The sequence below is a fragment of the Cyanobacterium sp. Dongsha4 genome (assembly GCF_036345015.1).
Classification (GTDB): Bacteria; Cyanobacteriota; Cyanobacteriia; order Cyanobacteriales; family Cyanobacteriaceae; genus PCC-10605.
In genome coordinates this window covers 2,032,472-2,055,338 of the sequence record NZ_CP084098.1, presented here as the reverse complement: position 1 = coordinate 2,055,338, position 22,867 = coordinate 2,032,472, and the positions used below count along the sequence as shown (strand labels likewise).

At 32.9% G+C, this 22,867-nt stretch carries 26 protein-coding genes and 6 pseudogenes; 26 read left to right on the top strand and 6 right to left on the bottom strand.

Features of this window, described 5'->3' with window-relative positions:
* The first annotated feature begins 165 nt into the window (after positions 1–165).
* The 5 genes from glyS to Dongsha4_RS08880 all read left to right on the top strand — a co-directional run bounded on the left by glyS (position 166) and on the right by Dongsha4_RS08880 (position 5,361).
* Complete coding sequence (gene glyS / locus Dongsha4_RS08905) at positions 166–2,301, top strand: glycine--tRNA ligase subunit beta (protein WP_330205303.1); 2,136 nt, start codon at positions 166–168, stop codon at positions 2,299–2,301.
* A gap of 217 nt (positions 2,302–2,518) precedes the next feature.
* A complete protein-coding gene (lspA, locus tag Dongsha4_RS08900; RefSeq protein ID WP_330205302.1) occupies positions 2,519–2,971 on the top strand; it encodes a signal peptidase II in 453 nt (150 codons plus the stop codon).
* 53 nt (positions 2,972–3,024) lie between these two features.
* On the top strand, positions 3,025–4,230 hold the full coding sequence (lpxB, locus tag Dongsha4_RS08895; protein ID WP_330205301.1) for a lipid-A-disaccharide synthase: 1,206 nt from the start codon (positions 3,025–3,027) through the stop codon (positions 4,228–4,230).
* Positions 4,231–4,506: 276 nt separating this feature from the next.
* Entirely contained in the window at positions 4,507–4,848 is a 342-nt protein-coding gene (locus Dongsha4_RS08885) for an IS630 transposase-related protein (RefSeq protein ID WP_330205300.1), read from the top strand.
* Positions 4,849–4,947: 99 nt separating this feature from the next.
* On the top strand, positions 4,948–5,361 hold the full coding sequence (locus tag Dongsha4_RS08880; protein WP_330205299.1) for a transposase: 414 nt from the start codon (positions 4,948–4,950) through the stop codon (positions 5,359–5,361).
* Positions 5,362–5,550: 189 nt separating this feature from the next.
* On the opposite strand, the gene Dongsha4_RS08875 is transcribed toward Dongsha4_RS08880, so the two are convergent.
* Positions 5,551–6,129, bottom strand: a complete 579-nt coding sequence (locus Dongsha4_RS08875; protein WP_330205298.1) for a Uma2 family endonuclease — start codon at positions 6,127–6,129, stop codon at positions 5,551–5,553.
* 293 nt (positions 6,130–6,422) lie between these two features.
* Here Dongsha4_RS08875 and Dongsha4_RS08870 point away from each other — a divergent pair, with 293 nt between their 5' ends.
* Entirely contained in the window at positions 6,423–7,037 is a 615-nt protein-coding gene (locus tag Dongsha4_RS08870) for a Uma2 family endonuclease (RefSeq protein WP_330205412.1), read from the top strand.
* A 21-nt stretch (positions 7,038–7,058) separates the two neighbouring features.
* Here the strand turns inward: Dongsha4_RS08870 and Dongsha4_RS08865 are convergent.
* Positions 7,059–7,434, bottom strand: a pseudogene (locus Dongsha4_RS08865) (O-linked N-acetylglucosamine transferase, SPINDLY family protein); the annotation flags it as partial.
* Between the two features lie 153 nt (positions 7,435–7,587).
* Here Dongsha4_RS08865 and Dongsha4_RS08860 point away from each other — a divergent pair.
* On the top strand, positions 7,588–8,586 hold the full coding sequence (locus tag Dongsha4_RS08860) for a class I SAM-dependent methyltransferase (RefSeq protein ID WP_330205476.1): 999 nt from the start codon (positions 7,588–7,590) through the stop codon (positions 8,584–8,586).
* Positions 8,587–8,745: 159 nt separating this feature from the next.
* On the opposite strand, the pseudogene Dongsha4_RS08855 reads toward Dongsha4_RS08860, so the two are convergent.
* Positions 8,746–9,605 (bottom strand): annotated as a pseudogene (locus Dongsha4_RS08855) (IS5 family transposase).
* A gap of 435 nt (positions 9,606–10,040) precedes the next feature.
* On the opposite strand from Dongsha4_RS08855, the gene Dongsha4_RS08850 reads away from it, so the two are divergent.
* From Dongsha4_RS08850 to Dongsha4_RS08825, 6 genes are all read left to right on the top strand, one after another.
* Positions 10,041–10,211, top strand: a complete 171-nt coding sequence (locus Dongsha4_RS08850; protein ID WP_330205297.1) for a DUF2283 domain-containing protein — start codon at positions 10,041–10,043, stop codon at positions 10,209–10,211.
* 43 nt (positions 10,212–10,254) lie between these two features.
* A complete protein-coding gene (locus Dongsha4_RS08845) occupies positions 10,255–10,587 on the top strand; it encodes a hypothetical protein (protein ID WP_330205296.1) in 333 nt (110 codons plus the stop codon).
* A gap of 64 nt (positions 10,588–10,651) precedes the next feature.
* Positions 10,652–11,077: an HNH endonuclease signature motif containing protein gene (locus Dongsha4_RS08840; protein ID WP_330205295.1), complete on the top strand. Its 426-nt coding sequence runs from the start codon at positions 10,652–10,654 to the stop codon at positions 11,075–11,077.
* Positions 11,078–11,119: 42 nt separating this feature from the next.
* The gene (locus tag Dongsha4_RS08835) at positions 11,120–11,332 is read left to right on the top strand and encodes a 2-phospho-L-lactate guanylyltransferase (protein WP_330205294.1); all 213 of its coding nucleotides are present in this window, start codon (positions 11,120–11,122) and stop codon (positions 11,330–11,332) included.
* On the top strand, positions 11,329–11,571 hold the full coding sequence (locus Dongsha4_RS08830; RefSeq protein ID WP_330205293.1) for a type II toxin-antitoxin system HicA family toxin: 243 nt from the start codon (positions 11,329–11,331) through the stop codon (positions 11,569–11,571). Before Dongsha4_RS08835 ends, Dongsha4_RS08830 begins: the two co-directional genes overlap by 4 nt.
* A gap of 387 nt (positions 11,572–11,958) precedes the next feature.
* Positions 11,959–12,288: a XisI protein gene (locus Dongsha4_RS08825; protein ID WP_330205292.1), complete on the top strand. Its 330-nt coding sequence runs from the start codon at positions 11,959–11,961 to the stop codon at positions 12,286–12,288.
* A gap of 46 nt (positions 12,289–12,334) precedes the next feature.
* Here Dongsha4_RS08825 and Dongsha4_RS08820 read toward each other — a convergent pair.
* Positions 12,335–12,526: pseudogene (locus tag Dongsha4_RS08820) on the bottom strand (Uma2 family endonuclease); the annotation flags it as partial.
* Positions 12,527–12,654: 128 nt separating this feature from the next.
* A pseudogene (locus tag Dongsha4_RS08815) lies at positions 12,655–13,089 on the bottom strand (O-linked N-acetylglucosamine transferase, SPINDLY family protein); the annotation flags it as partial.
* An 80-nt stretch (positions 13,090–13,169) separates the two neighbouring features.
* Here Dongsha4_RS08815 and Dongsha4_RS08810 point away from each other — a divergent pair.
* From Dongsha4_RS08810 to neuB, 12 genes and pseudogenes are all read left to right on the top strand, one after another.
* Positions 13,170–13,247 (top strand): annotated as a pseudogene (locus tag Dongsha4_RS08810) (GDP-mannose 4,6-dehydratase); the annotation flags it as partial.
* A 146-nt stretch (positions 13,248–13,393) separates the two neighbouring features.
* On the top strand, positions 13,394–14,413 hold the full coding sequence (locus Dongsha4_RS08805; RefSeq protein ID WP_330205289.1) for an NAD-dependent 4,6-dehydratase LegB: 1,020 nt from the start codon (positions 13,394–13,396) through the stop codon (positions 14,411–14,413).
* A complete protein-coding gene (locus Dongsha4_RS08800; RefSeq protein ID WP_330205288.1) occupies positions 14,413–14,934 on the top strand; it encodes an aminotransferase class I/II-fold pyridoxal phosphate-dependent enzyme in 522 nt (173 codons plus the stop codon). Before Dongsha4_RS08805 ends, Dongsha4_RS08800 begins: the two co-directional genes overlap by 1 nt.
* Positions 14,931–15,104 (top strand): annotated as a pseudogene (locus Dongsha4_RS08795) (DegT/DnrJ/EryC1/StrS family aminotransferase); the annotation flags it as partial. The gene Dongsha4_RS08800 and the pseudogene Dongsha4_RS08795, both read left to right, overlap by 4 nt.
* 99 nt (positions 15,105–15,203) lie before the next feature.
* A complete protein-coding gene (locus tag Dongsha4_RS08790) occupies positions 15,204–16,082 on the top strand; it encodes an IS982 family transposase (protein ID WP_330205286.1) in 879 nt (292 codons plus the stop codon).
* On the top strand, positions 16,058–16,549 hold the full coding sequence (locus Dongsha4_RS08785) for a DegT/DnrJ/EryC1/StrS family aminotransferase (RefSeq protein ID WP_330205285.1): 492 nt from the start codon (positions 16,058–16,060) through the stop codon (positions 16,547–16,549). The genes Dongsha4_RS08790 and Dongsha4_RS08785 overlap by 25 nt, the downstream gene beginning before the upstream one ends.
* A 30-nt stretch (positions 16,550–16,579) precedes the next feature.
* On the top strand, positions 16,580–16,825 hold the full coding sequence (locus Dongsha4_RS08780; RefSeq protein WP_330205284.1) for a hypothetical protein: 246 nt from the start codon (positions 16,580–16,582) through the stop codon (positions 16,823–16,825).
* A gap of 68 nt (positions 16,826–16,893) precedes the next feature.
* Positions 16,894–18,069, top strand: a complete 1,176-nt coding sequence (locus Dongsha4_RS08775; protein ID WP_330203416.1) for a hypothetical protein — start codon at positions 16,894–16,896, stop codon at positions 18,067–18,069.
* 33 nt (positions 18,070–18,102) lie between these two features.
* The gene (locus tag Dongsha4_RS08770; protein WP_330205283.1) at positions 18,103–18,711 is read left to right on the top strand and encodes a DUF4351 domain-containing protein; all 609 of its coding nucleotides are present in this window, start codon (positions 18,103–18,105) and stop codon (positions 18,709–18,711) included.
* Positions 18,712–18,722: 11 nt separating this feature from the next.
* A complete protein-coding gene (gene neuC, locus Dongsha4_RS08765; RefSeq protein WP_330205282.1) occupies positions 18,723–19,895 on the top strand; it encodes a UDP-N-acetylglucosamine 2-epimerase in 1,173 nt (390 codons plus the stop codon).
* A gap of 40 nt (positions 19,896–19,935) precedes the next feature.
* Positions 19,936–20,496 (top strand): Uma2 family endonuclease, encoded by a 561-nt coding sequence (locus Dongsha4_RS08760; protein WP_330205281.1) that lies wholly within the window; start codon positions 19,936–19,938, stop codon positions 20,494–20,496.
* A 107-nt stretch (positions 20,497–20,603) separates the two neighbouring features.
* The gene (neuB, locus tag Dongsha4_RS08755; RefSeq protein WP_330205280.1) at positions 20,604–21,680 is read left to right on the top strand and encodes an N-acetylneuraminate synthase; all 1,077 of its coding nucleotides are present in this window, start codon (positions 20,604–20,606) and stop codon (positions 21,678–21,680) included.
* Positions 21,681–21,695: 15 nt separating this feature from the next.
* Here the strand turns inward: neuB and Dongsha4_RS08750 are convergent.
* Positions 21,696–22,420, bottom strand: a protein-coding gene (locus Dongsha4_RS08750; protein WP_330202302.1) for an IS1 family transposase whose coding sequence is annotated in 2 segments (ribosomal slippage) — positions 21,696–22,096 and positions 22,096–22,420 — 726 coding nt in all. Because the reading frame shifts where the segments join, the coding sequence is not laid out codon by codon here.
* Positions 22,421–22,466: 46 nt separating this feature from the next.
* Here Dongsha4_RS08750 and Dongsha4_RS08745 point away from each other — a divergent pair.
* Entirely contained in the window at positions 22,467–22,859 is a 393-nt protein-coding gene (locus Dongsha4_RS08745) for a Uma2 family endonuclease (protein WP_330205410.1), read from the top strand.
* Positions 22,860–22,867 lie beyond the last annotated feature (8 nt).

The window sequence follows — 22,867 nt, the reverse complement described above, 5'->3', positions numbered from 1 at the left end:
TTGATAGAAATTTATAAAATAATTAAATTCTAGTCAATATTCATTTTTCGATACAGTTTATTTTTAGACTTCTTTAGGCTTGATTCTCTTAATCGTTGATTTATCCATCGACAATAACCGATAATGAGATGAAGATATAAATAAAGTTATTATTAAACAGAGAATATGGCAAATTTCCTCTTAGAAATTGGGACTGAAGAATTACCCGCAGACTTCGTTGATAGTGCGATCGCACAATGGGATAGTAAAATTAAAGATAATTTAAAAAGCGAGTTTTTAGAGCCTACAGAGATAAAAATTTATGGCACTCCTCGCCGTTTAGCGGTGTTAATAGAAGGATTAGCAGAAAAACAACCAGATAGAGAGGAAGAAATAAAAGGGCCTCCTGTAACGGCGGCATTCAAGGATGGAAAAGCCACTCCTGCGGCGGAAGGTTTTGCCCGTAAACAAGGGGTTTCTATCGAGGATTTTCAGATAAGAGAAACAGAGAAGGGAGAATTTATTTTTATTCAAAAGAAAATTATGGGAGAGGCAACCAAAGATATTTTACAAAGGTTAGTGCCTCAGTGGATTACAGGCTTAGAAGGTAGAAGATTTATGCGGTGGGCTGATGATGAATTGCGTTTTCCTCGCCCTATTCGTCATTTAGTTGCTTTGTGGGATAGTGAGATTTTGCCCCTTGAATTAAATCTTGGTACTAATGTTTTAAGATGCGATCGCATCTCTACTGGTCATCGTGTATTACATCCTGCAACTGTTGTCATTAATTCCGCTCAAGACTATGTTGCTACTTTAGAAAAAGCCTCGGTTTTAGTGGATGTTAAAACTAGATATAAGAAGATAGAAGAAGAAATTAAGCATTTAGCCACTTTAGTTAAAGGTAAAGCCGAAATTTATCCTGATTTACTCACAGAGGTTACTAATTTAGTGGAATATCCCACCCCTGTATTAGGCAAATTTGAAGCCGAGTTTTTACAATTACCTTCAGAAGTAATTACCACCGTAATGGTTACTCATCAGCGTTATTTTCCCATTAAAGACGAAAAAGGGGAATTAATGCCATATTTTATCACTATTTCTAATGGAGATCCCACAAAATCTGATATTATTGCCACAGGAAATGCTAAAGTAATTAGGGCAAGATTAGCAGACGCTCAATTTTTCTACCAAGCAGATTGTGATGAACATTTAGAAACCTATTTACCGGAGTTAGAAAACGTAACCTTCCAAGAAGACTTAGGCACAATGCACGATAAAGTTAATCGTATTATTGGCATTTGTCAACAAATTAGTGAGCAATTGGGGTTAAATGAGTTACAAAAATCCGAAGTAGAAAGCACTGCATCATTATGTAAAGCCGATTTAGTTACCCAAATGGTGTATGAATTTCCAGAGTTACAGGGAATTATGGGAGAAAAATACGCCCTTAAAAGCGGTGAATCCCCAACCGTTGCCAAGGGAATTTTTGAACATTATCTGCCCCGCAACGCAGGAGATATAATGCCAGAAACTCTTAATGGTCAAATTGTGGGAATAGGCGATCGCATCGATACCATTGTGGGTATAATTGGATTAGGGATGATGCCAACGGGTTCAAGTGATCCTTTTGCTCTAAGAAGATCGGCTAATGCTATCATTAACATTACATGGCACGGAAATCTTGAGATTAATTTAAAAGAATTGTTAACCCAAGCCTGTGAAGATTTTGTCACCTCTCATCCCGACAAAAAATCTCCCTTAAATGCCATTCAAGAGTTTTTTACTCAAAGAATACATACCCTTTTACAAGACGAATTAAATATTGATTATGATTTAGTAAATTCAGTTTTAGGGGATAATGATTCAGAATATATAACAAGGGCATTGACTAACTTATTAGACATTAGAAATAGGGCGCTATTCCTCCAAGAAATTAGAAATAATGGTTTACTCTCTCAAATTTATGAAACTGTAAATCGTTCCACAAAATTAGCAGTTAAAGGAAGTTTAAAAACCAATGAATTAGAAATAAATCAAGTAATCAATCCTGAATATTTTGAATCTAATTCTGAACAAGATTTATACCAAGCCTTACAAAAATTAGCTCCCATCAGTCAAGAAGCAAAAAGAGAAAGTAACTATCAATTATTAATTGATGGCTTATTAGAAATTAACCCCATTATTAGTAACTTTTTTGATGGGGAAAACAGCGTTTTAGTCATGGCAGAAGATGAGAGAATAAAAACTAATCGATTAAATTTACTTGGTTTATTGCGCAATTATAGCCGTGTTTTAGCCGATTTCGGTGCGATAGTTAAATAATTAAAAGGAGTTTAAGAATATCAGATAAATATAGGTTTCAGGTGTTAGGATGTTGGGGTATTAGGGAGAAGTTAATTAAACACTTTCAAAAACTATTGCCCATTGCCTATTCCCCATTCCCTGCCTTAACCAGAAAATTTTAGAATGGATCAGCCCTGGGAATGAAGGGGGGTTTGCCCCTTGACCTTAAAATTTATTTATTATAAAAAAATTAATCATGAAAAAAAATCCAATCTTTTGGATAGTCGCAATTATAGCTTTAATTATTGACCAAATTACTAAATATTTAGTTGTTATTTCCTTTTCTGAAATTGGCGACACAATGCCTCTATGGCAAGGAGTTTTTCATTTTACTTATGTGCAGAATACGGGGGCGGCTTTTAGCTTTTTTCAAGGAGGAGTTGGTTGGCTAAAATGGCTTTCTTTAATTGTTAGTTTAGGTTTAATGATATTTGCTTGGCAAGAAAAGTTGAGTAAAATCGAACAATTTGCCTATGGTTTCATTTTAGCAGGTGCTTTAGGTAATGGGGTCGATCGCTTCTTATTTGGTTATGTGGTGGATTTTCTCGATTTTCGCTTGATTAATTTCCCCGTGTTTAATATGGCTGATGTGTGCATTAACATTGGCATTGTTTTACTAATTTACGCCACCATCAAAATGAGCCGTTAAAAAGAGACGAAATTTTGTTAAAATCAGTCTTGTTTTGCTCACGGTGGGTTAGTATGCGTCTTTTTATTAGTACAGGGGAAGTTTCGGGAGATTTACAAGGGGGTTTATTAGTCAAAGCCCTTTTTCAACAAGCCGAAAAACTCAATATCTCTCTGGAAATAGAAGGATTAGGGGGCAAAAAAATGGCAGAGGCAGGGGCAAAACTTATCGCTGATACTACGGCTATAGGCTCAGTGGGTTTATGGGAATCAGTGCCTTTCATCATCCCTACTTTACAAGTGCAAAATAAGGCAAAGAAATATTTACAAACTCATCTTCCTGATGCAATTATTTTAATTGATTATGTGGGGCCAAATCTTGCGATCGCATCTTCATTAAAGAAAAAATATCCAAATACTCCTATAATTTGGTATATTGGCCCACAATTCTGGGTTTGGACACCATTAGGGCAAGATGTTGAGCAATTAGTTAAAGTTACTGATAAATTATTAGCAATATTTCCCGAAGAAGCTAAATTTTATCAAGAAAAAGGCATTGATGTTACTTATGTGGGACATCCTTTAACTGATAGAATCAAAAAAGCCCCCAGTCGAGAAACTGCCAGAAAAAAATTAGGTATTCAAGAAACAGAAAAAATGATTGTTTTATTACCTGCATCTCGACAACAAGAATTAAAATATTTATTGCCAGTAATCATAGAATCTGCAAAAAAAATTCAGGCTAAATTTCCCAAAATTAAATTTTATTTACCCATATCTTTAGCTAAATATAGAGAAGAAATAGAAAGAGTTATCAATCAAAATCAATTAAAAATAACTTTATTTGAAGGAGAAACCTTAGAGATTTTAGCAGGAGCAGATTTAGCAATTACAAAGTCAGGAACAGTAAACCTGGAATTAGGCTTATTAAAAATTCCACAAATAGTTATTTATAAAGTTAATAAATTAACCATGTGGGTTGCTCGTAAAATTCTTAACTTTTCTATCCCCTTTATGTCTCCTGTGAATTTAGTTTCCATGACAGAAATTGTGCCAGAATTATTGCAAGAAAAAGCCACCGTTGAAAATATTACCAATCTTGCGGAAGAATTACTGTTTAATTCCTCTCGTCAACATCAATTAAGTCAAGATTATGCAACCATGATTAAAGTCTTAGATAGCGGAAAAGATTCTGTGTGCGATCAAGTTGCTCAAGAAATTCTCAGTACAGGACAAAAAAATAAAGAAAGGGGTTGCAATGTAGGAAGGCAGCAGGTTTGATAGAAGTTAACAAAAAATCACACAAATCCTCCTATGAATCAGGTTAACTTACTTCGGGATACTTTGAAACAACACCTACCATAACATGGTGCAAGACTCAATTTTCTGGCATTATTCTTGATGGCACTAATTAGAGTGCGCACCGTTGACTTAACGAGCCTTTCCGTAGCTTTTTGCACATCTGCCAAACCAGAATCAAGTTATATAGTAGTTTTAATTAAGACTGTAACAATAATATAATTAAATAAATATTGATTTCTCTAACAACTTTAAATTATGCCTTACAGTCTAGATTTGAGAACTAGAGTCGTTACTTTTGTGGAAAACGGTGGTGGTATTACAAGAGCATCTAAACTGTTTCAAGTTTCCAGAACTTCCATTTATCGATGGTTAAATCGAAATAATCTGCAGGCTACAATAGTTGAACACCGTCAACGTAAACTTGATTGGTTTGCTTTAGAAAAAGATGTCGCCCAAAATCGAGATCTTCGATTGATTGATCGAGCTAAGAAATTTGGAGTTAGCCCTTCTGCCATATTTTATGCTCTCCAAAAAATGAAAATTAATCGAAAAAAAAACAGCTTCGTTATCAACAGAGAAATAGACAAGAAAGAATAGAATATTTCCAAATTTTAGGAAAAGTAATCAAAGAGTATGGTAGTAAAAGTCTTGTTTTTATTGATGAGTCAGGATTTGAAGAAACAATAATTTGTCCTTATGGTTTATGGTTGGTCAAAGAAAGGGGTAAAAATTTATGGAAATAAACAAGGAAAACGGGGTAAAAGAGAAAATTTAGTAGCAGGAAGAAGAAAGAAAGAAAAAGATTTTATTGCACCAATGATATTTACAGGAAGTTTAAATGCAGAAGGTTTTGAAGGATGGTTAGAAAGATATTTATTGCCATCACTTAAAAAGTTATCGGTGCTAATTATGGATAATGCACCAATTCACCGGAAAAATATAATTAAACAATTAGTAGAAGAATCAGGACACATAATTTTATTTTTGCCAAAATACTCTCCAGATTTAAATGATATTGAACATGATTTTGCCGCATTAAAGAAAATGAGAATGTATGCCCCTTCAGGAACATCTTTAGATGAAATTATCCGTGATTATTGCACAAGTTAAATGTAACTTTCTTATTTGAAATTACTATACTCACAAAATAAGTCCAAGTTCGTTTATGTAAAAATTCTCTACTGCTACCACTACCAGATGTTACTCTTTTTTTGATTAAATTAATGAAAAACTGTCTTTTTTGTAATGATAAATCTTGAATTAACATTTTCCTTTGATTGTGTTTAGCATGGTTGTTAGTTAGGAATTAAAAACAATTCTTTGATAAATCTGGAAAAAAGAAATAGAAAAATCAACACTAGGTAAGGCAAGATGATTATTTTCCCCTTCTATGGCATTAAATAACCATTGTTGCTCAGTTTGTTTGATAAACTGTTCTACATAATAACTAGATTGAGAAATTAATATATATTCCTGTAAACTTGGTAAAGAACGGTAGGCTCTGAATTTTTCAGTTTTGTCGTAGTTTTGAGTAGAATCTGATAAAACTTCAATTATTATTTTCGGATTGGTGACTATATTACTATTTTCAGACTGATACACTGGTTTACCTTCAATAATCATTAAATCTGGATAGGTATAAAAGCGATAGTCGGGAATCCAAAGTTTCACATCATTTATATAAATATAATAATCTCGATCGCTGATGGTTAGAGGAAAAGCCCGAAAAAAGTTACCAGCAATTTGATTATGATTAGTAGTGCCTCCTGCCATAGGGATTATTTCTCCGTCGAGATATTCATTTTTTGTGTCCGATTTTTCCTCTAATTCCAGATATTTTTCTGGGCTATAGTATTTGAGTTGAAGTTGAGCAACCATGATTTTAAATTCCTATCAAAATTAATAATAAATTAACTACGATATTATGATGATTCTATTTTAGTGTGTTGATTAACATAAATTTCCCACATTTGTTGATAAGCCTTCTCCATTTCGTTCGCAAACTGTTTTCCATTCCACAGAGGAGAAGTTTTTTTTGATTGTTTTAATTTCCAAGTGACTTCCTTGCGTAAATTATGTTTTAGTGGAAAAAATTAATTAAACAACAATCTTGCTTCAAAAACATCTAATAAAATATTAATTATCAACTTAAATTATAATTGGTGAATAAAATGGTTGCGATCGCATCTAAGGTAAAATTAACTTTTGACGAGTATTTAAGACAATATCCCCAAGGAGAGGGTTTTTTTGAATTAGTTGATGGAGAATTAATCAAAATGGAAGCTATTAGAGCTCATAAAAATATTAGTCGGTTTTTAGTCAAAATATTTGATCGAGAAAGTGAACGTTTAGGGTTAGATTATATTGTTGATAAAGATATAGTGATTCGTACCGTTAACAGATTAGGAAAAGAAAGAGGACGTATTCCAGATGTTAGTATAGTTCAGGCTTCTTTTTGGAATAATAATGTAATCGCTTACGGTGCTGTCACTGAACCCCTTGAATTAGCAGTAGAAGTAGTTTCCACCAATTGGGAAGACGATTATATTGATAAATTAGAAGAATATGAAACCATCGGAATTAAAGAATATTGGATTGTGGATTATTTAGCGATCGCATCTCGTAGTTACTTAGGTAATCCAAAAGTGCCAATGGTTTTTGTCTATGAGTTAAAAGATGGGAAATATCAAGGTAAATTCTTTAAGAAAAATGAAACAATAATTTCCTCCATTTTTCCTGAATTAAAATTAACCATCGAAGAAATTATTAAGATTTCTGGCATTTAGTTGCAGGAAATGGGGATAGTATTATTTGTCACTCTCATAAATGTCCCACATTTGTTGATAAGCCTTCTCCATTTCCCTCGCAAACTGCTTCCCATTCCACATAGGAGATGTTTTTTTAGACTGCCTTAACTTCCAACTAATTTCCTTTCTTAAATCCTCGTCTGTACCTAACTTAATACCCCATTCGATATATTCCTCATCACTCCATGCAATGCCTTCGGTGATACCTGCATTCATCATAAAAGTATAACTGTTCCTAGCAGCGAATTGTTCCCCAACTCTGGTGACTAAAAGAATTTCCATCCATAAAGGTTTTAAGGGTTGTAGTTGCACCATTATAGGGATAAGTGTCTAATACCACATCCGCTATTTGTAAATTTGCCCGATGAATTGCTTCTGTACACGATCGCACCTCCTCATTCCCAAACCTCGATCGCACCTCCTATTCTCAAACCCGATCGCATCGCTGTCATAAAACTTAAGGAAAAGTAAAGATCGCACCTATCCAAAAATAGGGTAACTTGAAAGATAGTTAAGTATTTTCAAAACCATGAATCAATCAGATTTACAACTTAAACTCAATCAAGCTAATCAATATTTTGATCAAAAAGAATTTAGCAAAGCATCGCAACTATATTTACAATTAATCAACGAAAATCCTCAACTTAAACCCACTCTATCCATTCGTTTAGCCCATTGTTTAATCTTAGAAGCAAACTGGCAACAAATTTCAGGTAACTTAATTCAAGGAATTAATTATTTATCCACTTCAGGATGGCTTAATTCTCTATTTCAAGGGAAACCCGTTAATGCTGAAAGTAACCCCATTCCTTGGTACACTTATCCCGCCATTGAATTTTTAGAAGATAAAATAAAGCCCGATTCTATAGTATTTGAATTTGGTGGAGGAAATTCTACTTTATGGTGGGCAAGTAAGGCAAAACAAGTTATTTCCATCGAAAGCGATCGAGGTTGGTATGATCAAATTAAACAACAAATGCCCGATAATGTGCAATTAAATTTAGAAGTTGATGAGACAAAATACGCAGATTTTATTAACCAATATCCTGATCAATATTTTGATGTAATTATTGTTGATGGAATCAATAGAAATAGTTGTTTAGAAAATAGCTTAAATAAACTTAAAAATGATGGTTTATTAATTTTTGATAATACCGATGATCACCGTTACGATTCATCATTAAAATTATTATCATCTCAAGGTTATAAAAGAATTGATTTTTATGGTTTAATTCCTAGTTATACTTACAAAAACTGTACTTCTTTATTCTTCAAATCTACAGAAATTTTAGAAACTAAAACTTTGCCCAGTGATAAAGAATCTTGTTTAGGTAAATCCTGTATGCAAATTACAAGTCCCAAACCAACAAACATGAATAATTATGAGTATGATGATAACTGGCAATTAACCACTCCTGTTGCTTTTCTCATTTTCAATCGCCCTGATACCACCCAAAAAGTATTTAACGCTATTCGTGAAGCTAAACCACCCAAGTTATTAGGGCGTGTCTGCAAATTATCAAATTAAGCTGTTGTATGTTTGGTGCTATACAATTACTTAGATTTTGAAATATGAAAAAGTCTCTGATAATTAGTGTAATATCTACGCTAATTAAAATTGCCCATGCTTTTAGGCCCTTCATTACTGTAGAAGTTACGCTAACCAGTTTTTTTTGATAAAGTTTAGTTATAACCAGATAAAAATTGAAGCAATTGTAAGCATAGCTAAGTAATTTACTGCATACTTCTCGTAACGAGTTGCTATTCTTCTATTTTGTTTGAGACGGTTGATTAATCTTTCTACTTGGTTTCTCTCTCGATAAAGACCTTTATTAAAGCGTTCTCGTTTTTTTTCATTACTTTTGCGAGGAATTATGGGAGTTACACCTTTTTTTCGGAGTTTTTCCCGAATTTCTTGACTACTGTACGCTTTATCACCTAAAAAATAGCGAAACCTACTCTTTGGTCTTCCTCTGCCCCTACGTTTTACTTTTCCTCCAGTCAGTAAATCGTCAAAAGCTACGGTGTCATGACGTTCCCCTGAAGTTAGACTCAAAGTTATTGGTTTTCCGAATCCCTCCACTCTAACATGAACTTTGGTGGTAAATCCCCCTTTACTACGCCCTAAATCTTGGTTTTGTTGCCCCCTTTTGCACCCCCTGCCTGTTGATGGGCCCTGATAACTGTACTATCTCCAGAATGGACTTCCCAATCAATCCGTTCCTCATAGTCTGCGATCGTTTGAAGTTTTGCGAGAATTTGCTCCCAAACTTCTGCTTTTCGCCATCGATAGAATCGGCTAGAAACTGTGCTATGAATCCCATAACAAGGTGGTAAATCCCTCCAAGGTGCACCAGTTCTCAAAATCCAGAGAATTCCATTGATTATTTGCCTGTGATCTAGATTAGGTCTTCCTTTTGATGGTTTCTGTGGTGGTAATAATGGTTGTAACTTTTCCCATTGTATATCCGTTATATCTTTTCTATTAATTGCTTGGTTAGGATTAAGAGCGATCCCGACGGGATCCGCTTCGCGGCGCGCTTCCATAACATTAATTATTTTAAGTAGTTTTACTCATTTTACCATTTTGCAGACACGCCCTAGACTCTCTGATTTATGAAGTAGGAGAAAATGAAACTCATCCTTTAGCCAACTTAATAGAAATTATTGGAGTTTTAATTGAAAATTATGAAAACGAAAATATCCCATAAATTTAAGGCTCTTTCACTTTGAGTATGTAAATTTCTGGTGAGGATAGAGAACAGGGAACAGGGAACAGAGAGTTATTTAATAATAATTTATAAACTTTTCAATTTTTCTTTAACCTGACACCTGCCACCTGCTACCTGACACCTTTTTTAAGCAATAATTTATCATAACTACTGTAGAAGAGCCAAATTTAATTATTAAAGGAGGTATTTTATGGGAGAAATAAATCTTTTAAAATCAATACCTTATCTTCTCCAAGCGCCTTCCAATCAAATGTGGATGACTTATGATGAAGATGTGGATGTATTATATATTAATTTTCGTAAACCGCAAAAAGTCAATGATAGTATTTATGAAGATAATATAATTTATCATTATGCCGATAAAACATTAGTAGGAATTACCGTTTTAAATGCTTCTTTATTTTCAGCGAATCCAAATTAGATAGAAATCAGTAAACAGTATTTATAATGATTAGAGAGAAAAAATGACGATCAAACTAACAATAAATTTACCTGATCAGATAGTAGAATATGCTCAAAACCTTGCTTATTCTACTCAAAGAGATGTCGAGACTGTCATCAATGATACCCTAGAAATGTTACTACCAACCTTAGAGAATCTATCTAAGAATGATTTTGCTTGTGGCTTATCTCAATTATCAGATAAAGAAATTTTATCTTTAGCCAATACAAAAATGGATGTAACACAAAATCAAAGATTAGGAGACTTACAAAGTAAGGGCAAAATTAGTGGTTTAACTCAAGCAGAACAATATGAACTAGCAACCTTAATCCAAATATATCAGATGGGGCAATAAAAAAAATCAGAAGCCTTAATTGAAGCAGTTAAACGTGGACTAAAACAACCTTTACTTTATCACCATGAGTAAAATTCCCGATTCTGTTCGTCAAGAAGTGAGAAAACGAGCCAATAACCATTGTGAGTATTGTTTAAGTTCTCAAGAATATGTAATGGGTATTCTACAAATAGATCATACAATTCCAGTGGCTAAAGGCGGAAAAAATGACACGACTAATTTATGTTTAGCTTGTGAATTATGTAATCAATATAAGTGGGTTCAAATCGAATCTCAAGATTTAGAAACAGGAAACATCGTTCGTTTATTTAATCCGCGCCTACAAAAATGGTCTGAACATTTCACATGGAGTGAAAATGGTACAGAAATTAGGGCCTTAAATCCTTGTGGTCGTGCTACAGTTAACGCCTTGAAATTAAATAACACTTTAGCCGTTATGGTTAGAAAAAATTGGGTTAAAGCAGGTTGGCATCCACCTGTTTCTCAATAAATCTTATTTACTAAAAGAATAAAACAAGGAGTAATTTAAACTATGAAACAAACTATCATATTTGAAATATCTCAAGAAGAAGACGGCGGATTTGTCGCCGAGTGTCTCACAGAAGATATTTTTACTCAAGGAGATACTTGGGAAGAATTAAAAATGAATATTAATGAAGCCGTCAAAGGTTTTTATTTTGATCGACCTTTTTATCCTAATGTAAAATTACACCTTATTAAAGATGAAATTTTAGTAGTTCAATGAAAATTCCTCGTAATTTAAAAGGCTCATCACTAAGTAAAATTCTCTGTAAATTATGGGATTATAAAATAGTTCATCAAGAAGGAAGTCATATTATTTTGGAAACTAAAATACCCAGTCATCAGAGAATTAGTATCCCAAATCATTCCCCTTTAAGGGTAGGAACTTTAAATGGGATTTTAACCAGTGTTGCTCGTCATAAAAAAGTTTCTAAACAAGATATTTTAGATACTTTGGGATAATTGCTCTTTTTATCAATCGGTTTATTATAAGATTTTGAACTATGAAAAAACAATTATTAAAAAACTATCAAATTACTGTTAATTTCTCAGAAGCTAGTGGATTTGAACACTTAGAAATGTTACAAATTAGCGATAATTGAAAATGAATTAAATGGATTAGAAAAAGAAGAATTATCCTTAGCAGATAAATTTTTAAAAAAAGAGAACGTGAGCAAATTTCTTCTGGTTTTTGGTGGTGGTATTTAGATGTTTTGGCTAACTTACCTCAATTATTTTCATCCACAGAAAAAAATCCTCAACAAAAAGCAATATTTTAGATAATAGTATTTATGAATAAAGTCAAATAAAATTAATGATTTTTGATTCCGTTAAGCAAGAGGTGGTTTTATGGAAAGAATAGATTATGTAGAATTAATCAAAGATATTTTGACTCAACACTCAATCAATCACTCTCAAACTGATACAGAAATTCAATTAATATTCGATGATTATAATTATCATTATCAAGTTTTAAACATTGGTTGGCAGGATCAAACTAGAATCTATGGTGTAATTATTCATGTGGACTTAAAAGGGGATAAAATTTGGATTCAAAGAGATGCTACAGAAATCGGTATTGCTAATCAATTACTAGAAAAGGGAGTGGTAAAACAAGATATTGTCTTGGGTTTTCAAGCACCCTATAAACGACAATTTACGGAATTTGCCCTCGGTTAATGATTGTCTTAATGTGTTAACAATAATTATATAATACAATTTAGATTTTTTGTTCTTTTTTAGTTACATCTAAAACACAAAAAAAATCTGGTCCTTTATAGTCATAGTTTTTTACTTGAGCTTGGCTAAAATAGACAAACATATTTCCTCCTACAAAACCATCTTCACGTTTTTCTAGCCAAGGGTAAATTGTTTCTAAGAGTAAATCCATTTGATATTTATGACGTAAAGTTTCCATATTTTCGTTATCATCGTAGGGCTGATAACAGGTAAGTCATCTTGAGTAGGAAAATTGATCAGAGGTGTTGACATTAAAGCAACCATAATTTTAAACTCCGAAATAAGTTTTGATTGATGATAATTTCATTATGACAATATTTTCTGTTTCTCCCCAACATAAATTTCCCACATTTGTTGATAAGCCTTCTCCATTTCCCTCGCAAACTGCTTCCCATTCCACAGAGGAGAAGTTTTTTTAGATTGTTTTAACTTCCAACTGACTTCCTTGCGTAAATTTTCATCTGTACCTAACCTTACTCCCCATTCAATATATTCCTCATCACTCCATGCAATGCCTTCAGTGATACCTGCATTCATCATAAAAGTATAACTATTACGGGCGGCGAATTGTTCCCCAACTCTTGTTACTAAGGGAATTTCCATCCATAAGGTTTCAAGGGTTGTTGTTGCCCCATTATAGGGATAAGTGTCTAATACTACATCTGCTATTTGTAAATTTGCTCGATGAATTGCTTCTGAGGGCGATCGCTCCAAAAATCTCAAACGGGTGTGATCGCACCCCCTTTATCCCCAAACATCAAACCGCCCCTTCACCAATATCGGGTAACTTAAAAGATGGTTAATTGTTACTCAAGAAACTAATTAACACCGCCTTAATTTGTGGCATATCAGGACAAGACGGAGCTTATTTAGCTAAACTACTATTAGAAAAAGGTTATTAGGACGCATCTAAATCGTTAGAGGAAAGTAGGGAACATTTAACAGGTAAGCGTTTTGGTCATTTTTAATAATTAATAAAAAAGGAAAGTTTAATGCGTCTTAGCTTAATATTATGTCATGGAGAGAAAGTCAAATATTTATGCTTATGAAAAAACCACAAATAAAAGATTTAAAAATATTAGTAATTGGTGCAGATGGTTTTATCGGTTCTCATTTAACCGAAACATTAGTTGAACAAGGTTGTAATGTTAGAGCCTTTGTTTTATACAACTCATTCAACTCTTGGGGATGGCTAGATAACTCACCGAAAGAAGTTATTGATAATTTAGAAGTTTTTAGTGGTGACATTCGAGATCCTTATGGAGTGAAAGAAGCCATGAAAGGTTGTGATCTAGTTTTTCATTTAGCCGCCTTAATTGCAATTCCTTACTCTTACCATTCCCCTGATACCTATGTTGACACAAATATAAAAGGAACATTAAATATCGTCCAAGCAGCTAAAGAATTAGGCATCAAAAAGGTTGTTCATACATCTACCAGTGAAGTTTATGGTACTGCCAAATTTGTACCGATTACAGAAGATCATCCTCTACAGGGACAATCTCCCTACTCTGCCAGTAAAATAGGTGCAGATCAAATTGCTATGTCTTTTTACAATAGTTTTAATACTCCAGTTGCAATTATACGTCCATTTAATACTTATGGACCTCGACAATCAGCTAGAGCAGTTATTCCCACCGTCATTACTCAAATTGCCAACGGGAAACGTAAAATAAAATTAGGAGCGTTACATCCTACTAGAGATTTTAACTATGTCAAAGATACCGTAAGAGGATTTGTTTCTATTGCTGAATCGGAAAATTCTATTGGAGAAGTAATTAATATTGGTAGTAATTACGAAATTTCTATTGGTGATTTAGTTCAAACCATTGCAGATGTTATGAATGTAGAAATTGAAATAGAAACAGATCAGGTACGTTTACGTCCAGAAAAAAGTGAAGTTAATCGGTTATGGGCAGATAATAGCAAAGCTAAAAAACTGCTAGACTGGCAACCTTTATATGGTGGTAAGGAAGGATTAAAGCAAGGTTTAGCGGAAACGGTGGCTTGGTTTACGAATCCTGATAATTTAAAACAATATAAGGCTAATATCTACAATATTTAATGAAAAAGCTCGATTTAAACTTAATTTTAGACGCTATCAAGGAAGTATTACCCAAAAATAAAGATTTTATTGCTTTACATGAGCCTTATTTTCAAGGCAATGAATGGGAATGTGTGAAAGAATGTCTTGATACTGGTTGGGTTTCTTCTGTGGGTAAATTTGTCGATCGCTTCGAGGATGATTTAGCCAATTATACTGGCGTAAAAAGAGCGATCGCCGTTGTCAATGGTACATCTGCTTTACATATCTGTCTGAAATTATTAGGCGTAAAAAGAGATGATGAGGTGCTAATTCCTGCTTTAACTTTTGTGGCTACTGCTAACGCTGTTGCTTATTGTGGGGCAATTCCTCATTTTGTCGATAGTAATTTTTCTAGTTTAGGCTTAGATGTAACTAAATTAGCAGATTATCTTGATACTATTGCTAAGATCACTTCTGAAGGTTGTTTTAATCGTCATACAGGCAGGAAAATTAAGGCTGTTATACCTGTGTACATACTTTTGGACATCCCGTTGATATAGAGCCATTAGTCGCTTTGTGTGAACACTTTAAATTAGAACTAATCGAAGATGCCGCCGAATCTTTAGGTAGTTTTTATAACGATATTCATACGGGAAATTGGGGCAAAGTTTCCGCTTTAAGTTTTAATGGCAATAAAATTATTACTACAGGGGGAGGAGGTGCAATTTTAACCAATTATGAATCTCTAGGTAATTTAACCTCAGTTTTGGATAAGAAAACAGGCAGATAGTAAGCTGAATATAACAAACCATCAACTAACTACTGCCCTATGTTTAATTTAGATCATTTATTTTGTCATGTCGATGATTTCTGCCAACAATTTGAGCCTCAATGGCAACAAAAACTTATCTCTCATGGTGCTGTCCAACGTGTTCGTACTAAAAGTCTCTGTTTAAGTGAAATTATGACTATTCTCATTGCTTTTCACCAAAATCATTACCGTAATTTCAAACATTTTTATCTTAATCACGTTCAACAATATTGGACTTCTGCTTTTCCCAAACTTCCCAGTTATCAACGTTTTGTCCAATGGATTCCATCAACGATTATTCCCTTGTGTGTTTACCTCAAGCACTGTTTTGGTAACTGTACCGGAATTAGTTTTATTGATTCTACCAAGATCCAAGTTTGTCATAACCGCCGTATTCGCCAACATAAAGTATTTAAAAATTTAGCTCAAAGAGGCAAAACCTCTGTGGATTGGTTTTTTGGTTTTAAACTCCATCTGGTAGTCAATGAACTGGGGGAAATTGTGAATATGAGCTTAACCCCAGGTAATGTCGATGACCGTAAACCTGTAGTCGATCTTTTAAAAGAGCTTTGGGGAAAAGTTTTTGGTGATAGAGGTTATGTCTCACAAAAATTAGCCACAAAGTTACTGAAAGATTTTGGTATTGAGTTTTTTGCCAAACCCAGACGCAATATGAAGAACAAATTAATGAGACTTCATAACAAACTTTTATCTCGGAAACGAGCGATTGTCGAAACAATCAATGATCAGCTCAAAAACATATCACAAATAGAACATTCTCGTCATCGTTCACCAATAAATTTCTGTGTCAATATATTATGTGGGTTAATCGCATATTGTCATCAACCAAAAAAGCCCCACCTTTCCTTAGAATGGATTTTACCTCAATCTGCTTAACCAAAACTCAGGTTAATTTAGCTAAACATATTACCAATACCGCAAAAATCCCTCATAAATGGGAATTTAATCATGATCAGATTGGTTACAATTACCGTTTGCCTAATCTTAATGCAGCTTTGGGGGTTGCACAACTGGAACAATTACCCAAATTTTTAGAGAAGAAAAGGCAATTAGCTGATAAATATCGACAAGTTTTTCAAAATATTGAGGGTATTTCTTTTTTTTCTGAGAGAGAATATGCAAAAAGTAACTATTGGTTAAATGTTCTCCTTTTAGATACGAATTATATACATGAGCGAAATGATTTACTACAATTACTCAATGATAATGGTATTATGACTCGTCCTGTATGGACTTTAATGAATAAATTACCGATGTTTAAAAATTCTCCGAAAATGGATTTAACTCAAGCCGAAAAGATTGTTTCTTGTTTAATTAATATTCCTAGTAGCGTGTTTTTATAAAATTTATTAATTACAATTGATACAAAATCTATGAGTTACGATAGTATTCTTAAATTCATTATCGATGAATACAAAAAACCAATTTTAACTTGGTTATTCAACCGAGAAATTAACGATAAAATCGAAATGTTACCTACGGAATTAAATATTGAGCCTATTCGTGCTGATGGCGTTTTTTTCTTAGAAGTAGGAAATAAAATTATTCATCTCGAATTTCAAACTCGCCCAAAATCTGATCCTCCTTTACCTTTGACTGACAATTCTGAAAATGGCTGAAAAGCTGAAAGTGTTAAGAATCAAACCGTATGCTTAAATGAAAATGCCCAAAATATTTTTCCTAAATCATGAAATTTCATCTATCTAGCATAATTCAGATTTTCTTTGTCAGATTTAATAGATTATTTCGCTCTCATAAAATTGAAGCATTTGAAGCTATTATGATTTTAGCAATCAGTCATGCCTATGGCTGTTTTAATCCTAAACAATTGGCAGATTTCTTAGGAGTTAATCATCAAAAAATATATGCAGAAATTTCTTCATGGACATTATACAAGCTCCAAAAAGTTTTAAAATTATTGATGGTCAATGTGGCAGTAGAACAGTTACAAATTATTGAAAAAAAGAGTAATTCTACACAGTCAAGGGCAAAGATAACATTTGCTGTAGATGATAGTGTTATTGACAGAGTAGGAAAGAGGTTACGCTGTACATTTACTTGGTATAGTGGACGTTGGAAAAAAGTGGTAAATGGACAAAATATATTAGGAATCATATTAACAATCAATGGAAAAGCAATACCCATTGGATTAAAATATTGCTCCAAACAGGGAAGAAAAAATACGGATAAACCAAGTATTTTAATTGCGATGTTAAAGGAAATTAAAGAAGAATGTCTCAAAGAAAATATCAATATTAGTAAATATCCTATTACTCTCGATTCTTGGTATGTATCAAAACAATTAAAAGAACAATTAGATGAACTAGGATTCACCAAAATTATTATGGCTGGGAAAAGTAGTTATGTATTTGAAGGAGAAGATTTTAAAGGAAAAGGAAGTGAATGGAAAAAAAGAGTGGATTATCAAGAAAATCAATGGGGAATAGATGTGCCTTGTGTGAGAAAAAAATTATCAAATCCGACTTTTGGGGAGTTAAATTGGTTATTTTTTCAAAAAAGTAATAGTAGTTGTTATTTATTGATGGATTTAAGTAGTATATCGTTGAGAGGAGTAGAAATATGGCGGATATGGTCTGCACACAATATTATTGAACAGTTTTGGAAAATGTTAAAATCGGTACTAAAAATTGCGGAGATGAAATTAAGGAAACAGGGAATTTATATAGGATTATTAATTAAAGTAATAATGTATTTAATACTGTTATCAATGCAGTTTATGCCTAGTTTAGGTCGTTTATCATTGACGCAAATAATGAGAAAAATAGAATCAACAACTAAGCTACCTGATGTAATCAAAGAGCATTTTCAGCACGATTTTCTAGGGGTTTCAGCTATGGCATAGCTTTTCAGGGTTTTTGGAATTATCAGTTTGAGAATGTTAGATTATTGGGTAAGGCTTTATCGAGTTCATAAACTCTATCAAGAAGATAAGGTTATTGAACAAGTAATCATCTTTTTACGCCCAGACAATTCTCCCAAAGTGTTTGAAGATCGTTTTCAGGTGGGGAAAACTAGCCATCGTTATCGGGTAATTAGAATTTGGGAATGTGATCCTGCTCCTCTTTTATCTCAACCTGAGTTGTTACCGTTGGCAGTTTTGGCTAAAAGTGAACAACCAGAAATGCTATTATCTCAAGTAGCAGATAGTATCAAAAACATAGTTGATCCCAGACAAAAAAGCAATATTGCCGCTTGTGTCGAACTATTAGCAGGTATTAATTATTCGGAGGAATTAATCAAAATGTATTTACAAGATGATCTTTTAAAAGAATCTGTTACTTATCAACGGATTTTGAATGAAGGTTTTGAAAAAGGTGAGGTTTCTCTCATGAGTCGTCTTATTAAAAAACGCTTTGGGAATGTTAGTGAAATCTTACAATCAAAACTTAACACTTTATTCATTGAGGAACTGGAATTATTTGGAGAAAGTCTTTTTGATTTTAACTCCTTAGATGATGCGATCGCATGGTTAAATAACAAATAAAAAAATCATTGATGTCCAGAAAAATTTGTGTGGCAACAGGTACTCGTGCCGAATATGGTTTATTGTATTGGTTAATGAGGGAAATTCAAGACGATTCTGATTTAACCTTACAAATTCTTGTGACGGGAATGCACCTTTCTCCAGAGTTTGGTTCTACTTACAAAATTATTGAGGATGATGGTTTCACTATTTCCGCCAAAGTAGAAATGCTTTTATCTAGTGATACTCCTGTTAGTGTTGCTAAATCAATAGGTGTGGGTATTATGGGCTTTGCTGATGCTTTAGAACGCTTAAAACCAGATATATTAGTGGTATTAGGCGATCGCACCGAAATGTTAGCTATTGCTCAAACTGCCTTAATTCTCAGAATACCCTTAGCACATATTCATGGCGGAGAAACTACACAAGGGGCAATAGATGAAGCTATTAGACACTCTATTACCAAAATGTCTCATCTTCATTTTGTGGCGGCAAAAGAATATGAAAAAAGAGTTATTCAATTAGGAGAAAACCCAGAAAAAGTATTCAATTTTGGTGCGATCGGAGTAGATAATATTGCCAAATTAAAACTTTTAGAAAGAGAAGAATTAGAAGAATCTATTAATTTTAAACTCGGAAATTTAAACTTTTTAGTAACCTATCATCCCGTTACTTTAATGGAAAATAATTCGGCTCAAGCCTTTGATGAATTATTAATCGCTTTAGACAATTTCTTCTCAGCAAAAATCATTTTTACTAAGCCCAATTCAGATCCAGAAAATAATATTATTAATTATAAAATAGCTCAATATGTTAGCTACAATAAAACTAGAGCGATCACCTTTAATTCCCTCGGACAATTGAGATATTTAAGTGCTATTAAAAATTGTGATTTAGTCATCGGCAATTCTTCCAGTGGTTTAATAGAAGTCCCCTTTTTGAAAAAACCTACTATTAATATTGGTGATCGACAAAAAGGACGTTTAAAAGCCACTTCAATTATTGATTGTGCCGAAAAATCGAAAGATATAATAATAAGTATAAATAAAGCTCTTTCTTTTGAATTTCAATTATCTTTGAAAAATGTTGTTTCTCCTTATGGACAAGGAGATGTTAGTATAAAGATTAAAAATGTCCTCAAAAATATTCAATTAAATAATATTCAATTAAATAATATCATCATAAAAAAATTTTACGATTTATAGCTTAATAGGTAAATTTTAATGAAAATGCTTTTTTGAAGTCATGCAATTACTTACCAGAAAATTTACAATTGAACAATATCATCGAATGGGTGAAACTAATATATTTCATCCTGAAGAAAGACTTGAATTAATTAAAGGAAAAATTGTTCCCATGTCTCCTCTTGGCTTAAAGCACATGACAACAGTTAATCGCTTGACGAATTTATTTTATCGTCATTTATTAGATAAAGCTCTAATTAGTGTGCAAAATTCTATTCAATTAGATAATTATAGTGAACCTCAACCAGATTTAGTAGTAGCAAAACTTAGAGATGATTTTTACGCTACTAAACCCATTCAACCTGATGATATTTGCTTATTAATCGAAGTTTCAGATAGTACAATAAAATATGATCAAGAAGTTAAAATTAAAATTCCTCTCTATGCCGAAAATAAAATTCAAGAAGTTTGGTTAGTTAATCTCAATGATGATATTCTTGAAATTTACACCCAACCAGAGGATAATTTCTATCAAAATTTACAGAAACTTAATAAGCAAAAAATTATTTCGCCTCTTTCTTTTCCAGATTTAAAAATCAATTTATCTGATATTTTTGGTTAAGACTATTACCATATTAAATTTGCTCTTATCCGAAAATAAATTATTATTACTAATTGCCAAGAGACAAAAACTCCATAACAAATATTCATCATTACTTAATTTTACCAATGTCTAAATGTTATATCATTGCCGAAGCAGGAGTTAATCATAACGGCTCATTAAAACTGGCAAAACAGTTAATTGATATTGCTAGTGAAGCCCAAGCTGATGCTGTTAAATTCCAAACCTTTAAAGCTGATCTAATTATTAGTAAAACAGCCCCTAAAGCTGAATATCAAATTACTAATACTGGAGATAATGAATCTCAGTTAGAAATGGTAAAAAAATTAGAATTAGATACCAATGCTCATTATGAATTAATTAACTATTGTCAGTCAAAAAATATTCAGTTTTTATCAACTCCTTTCGATGTTGATAGTTTAGAATTATTAACAAAAACCTTTGATTTACCTCTGATAAAAATTCCTTCTGGTGAAATAACTAATGCACCTTTTTTACTAAAAATTGCTCAAACCCAAAAACCTGTTATTTTATCTACGGGAATGAGTTTACTAGGAGAAATTGAAACTGCTTTAGGAGTATTAGCTTTTGGTTATCTAAATATTCAAGAAAAACCCAGTATTTCTAACTTTCAATCTGTCTATTTGAGTGAAGAAGGACAAGCAAAATTACAACAAAATGTCACTTTATTACACTGTGTCACCGAATATCCAACTCCTTTCAACCAAGTGAATCTTAAGGCAATGGATACTTTAAAATCAGCATTTAATTTACCTGTTGGTTACTCTGATCACACTTTAGGAATTAGTATTCCCATTGCGGCAGTGGCAAGGGGTGCAACAGTAATCGAAAAACATTTTACCATCGATCGCACCCTCCCCGGACCAGATCATCAAGCCTCTTTAGAACCATCAGAGTTAAAAGAGATGATAAAATCCATTAGGGAAGTGGAATCAGCTTTAGGTGATAGTTTAAAAAAACCTGCTTCTGTGGAGTTAAAAAATAGAAAAGTAGCGCGTAAAAGTTTAGTAGCAAATCAAGATATTCAACAAGGGGAAATTTTGACAGAAGATAATTTAACTTCTAAACGTCCTGGTTATGGTATTTCACCGTTATTTTATTGGGAATATCTAGGTAAAATAGCAAATAAACATTATGGTCAAGATGAGAGGATAAAACCATAAAATTTTTTGAGAGCTTCAACTAAGTAATGTTAGTCTTTGATTTATTAACGAATCGATCGTTCCATTTACTCTAAATTTTGCAAATAGTCCCATTGTTAAATCCACCATTTCTATTGATTTTGATACTACTTTTGTTTTTCTATGAAAGCGAGCAAACCAATGACGATTATCGGAATTATTTCTTTCTATGGCTATAGTTTCGCTTTTTGTCATCACATGATACGCATCTGGATGTTTAGATAATAACTCTTGGTACGGTTTCCAATCATCAGTACAGTAGACTGTTACATCCCATTTTAGTAATCTAATTAAAAGTTTTTTGAGGGTTTCACTATCACGCTTTCCCAATTCCCAGTCGATAAGTCTGTTAGTATTACGGTCATAAGCTTTCCAGATCCATAACTTGTTTTTTTTGACTCTATAAAATGCCAAAGTTCATCTAGTTCCACAACCACCGCTTCGCAGGGTTCAGGCTTTTCATAATTTTCTAGTGCCAAAGCTCTAATCCAATTTAAAATAGTCTGAGCAGAAACATTGAGAAGCTTTGCGATCGAATTCATAGACATTCCACTGCAATACAGAATTGCTGTTTCTAGTTTCATCCACATAGGTTTACCTCGATCAATCTTATCAGTGGTGAACTGATAGTTACAGTGCTTACATTTAAACCTTTGTTGACCACGAGCAAAACCGTTTTTGATGATTTTAGTATTATGACATCGAGGGCATTGATGAGACATGGTTAATTAATGATGATAGGATCAGTCTATATCATAACATTACTTAATTGATACTCTCAATATTTTAAAGGGAAAAGCTGATGTTAGGTTTAATGGTCCTATCACTTTATCAAATTCTGAACCAGAACCAGATATTGCAATTGTTAAATTACCTGAATCAAAATATAATGAACACCATCCTTATCCAGATGACATTTTTTGGTTAATCGAAATTGCCAATAGCAGTTTAAATAAAGATTTATCTATTAAAAAAAATATTTATGCTCAAGCTCAAATACCGCAGTATTGGATTATAAATTTAATGGAGCAAGAATTAATAGTTTTTCGTCAGCCAGAAAATGGAGATTATGCAGTTAAAATAACATGGCAGAAACCCATAATTAATTCTTTGGCATTTCCCGAAATTGACATTATCATTAGTCAATTATTCAATTGCTAAAATTAAAT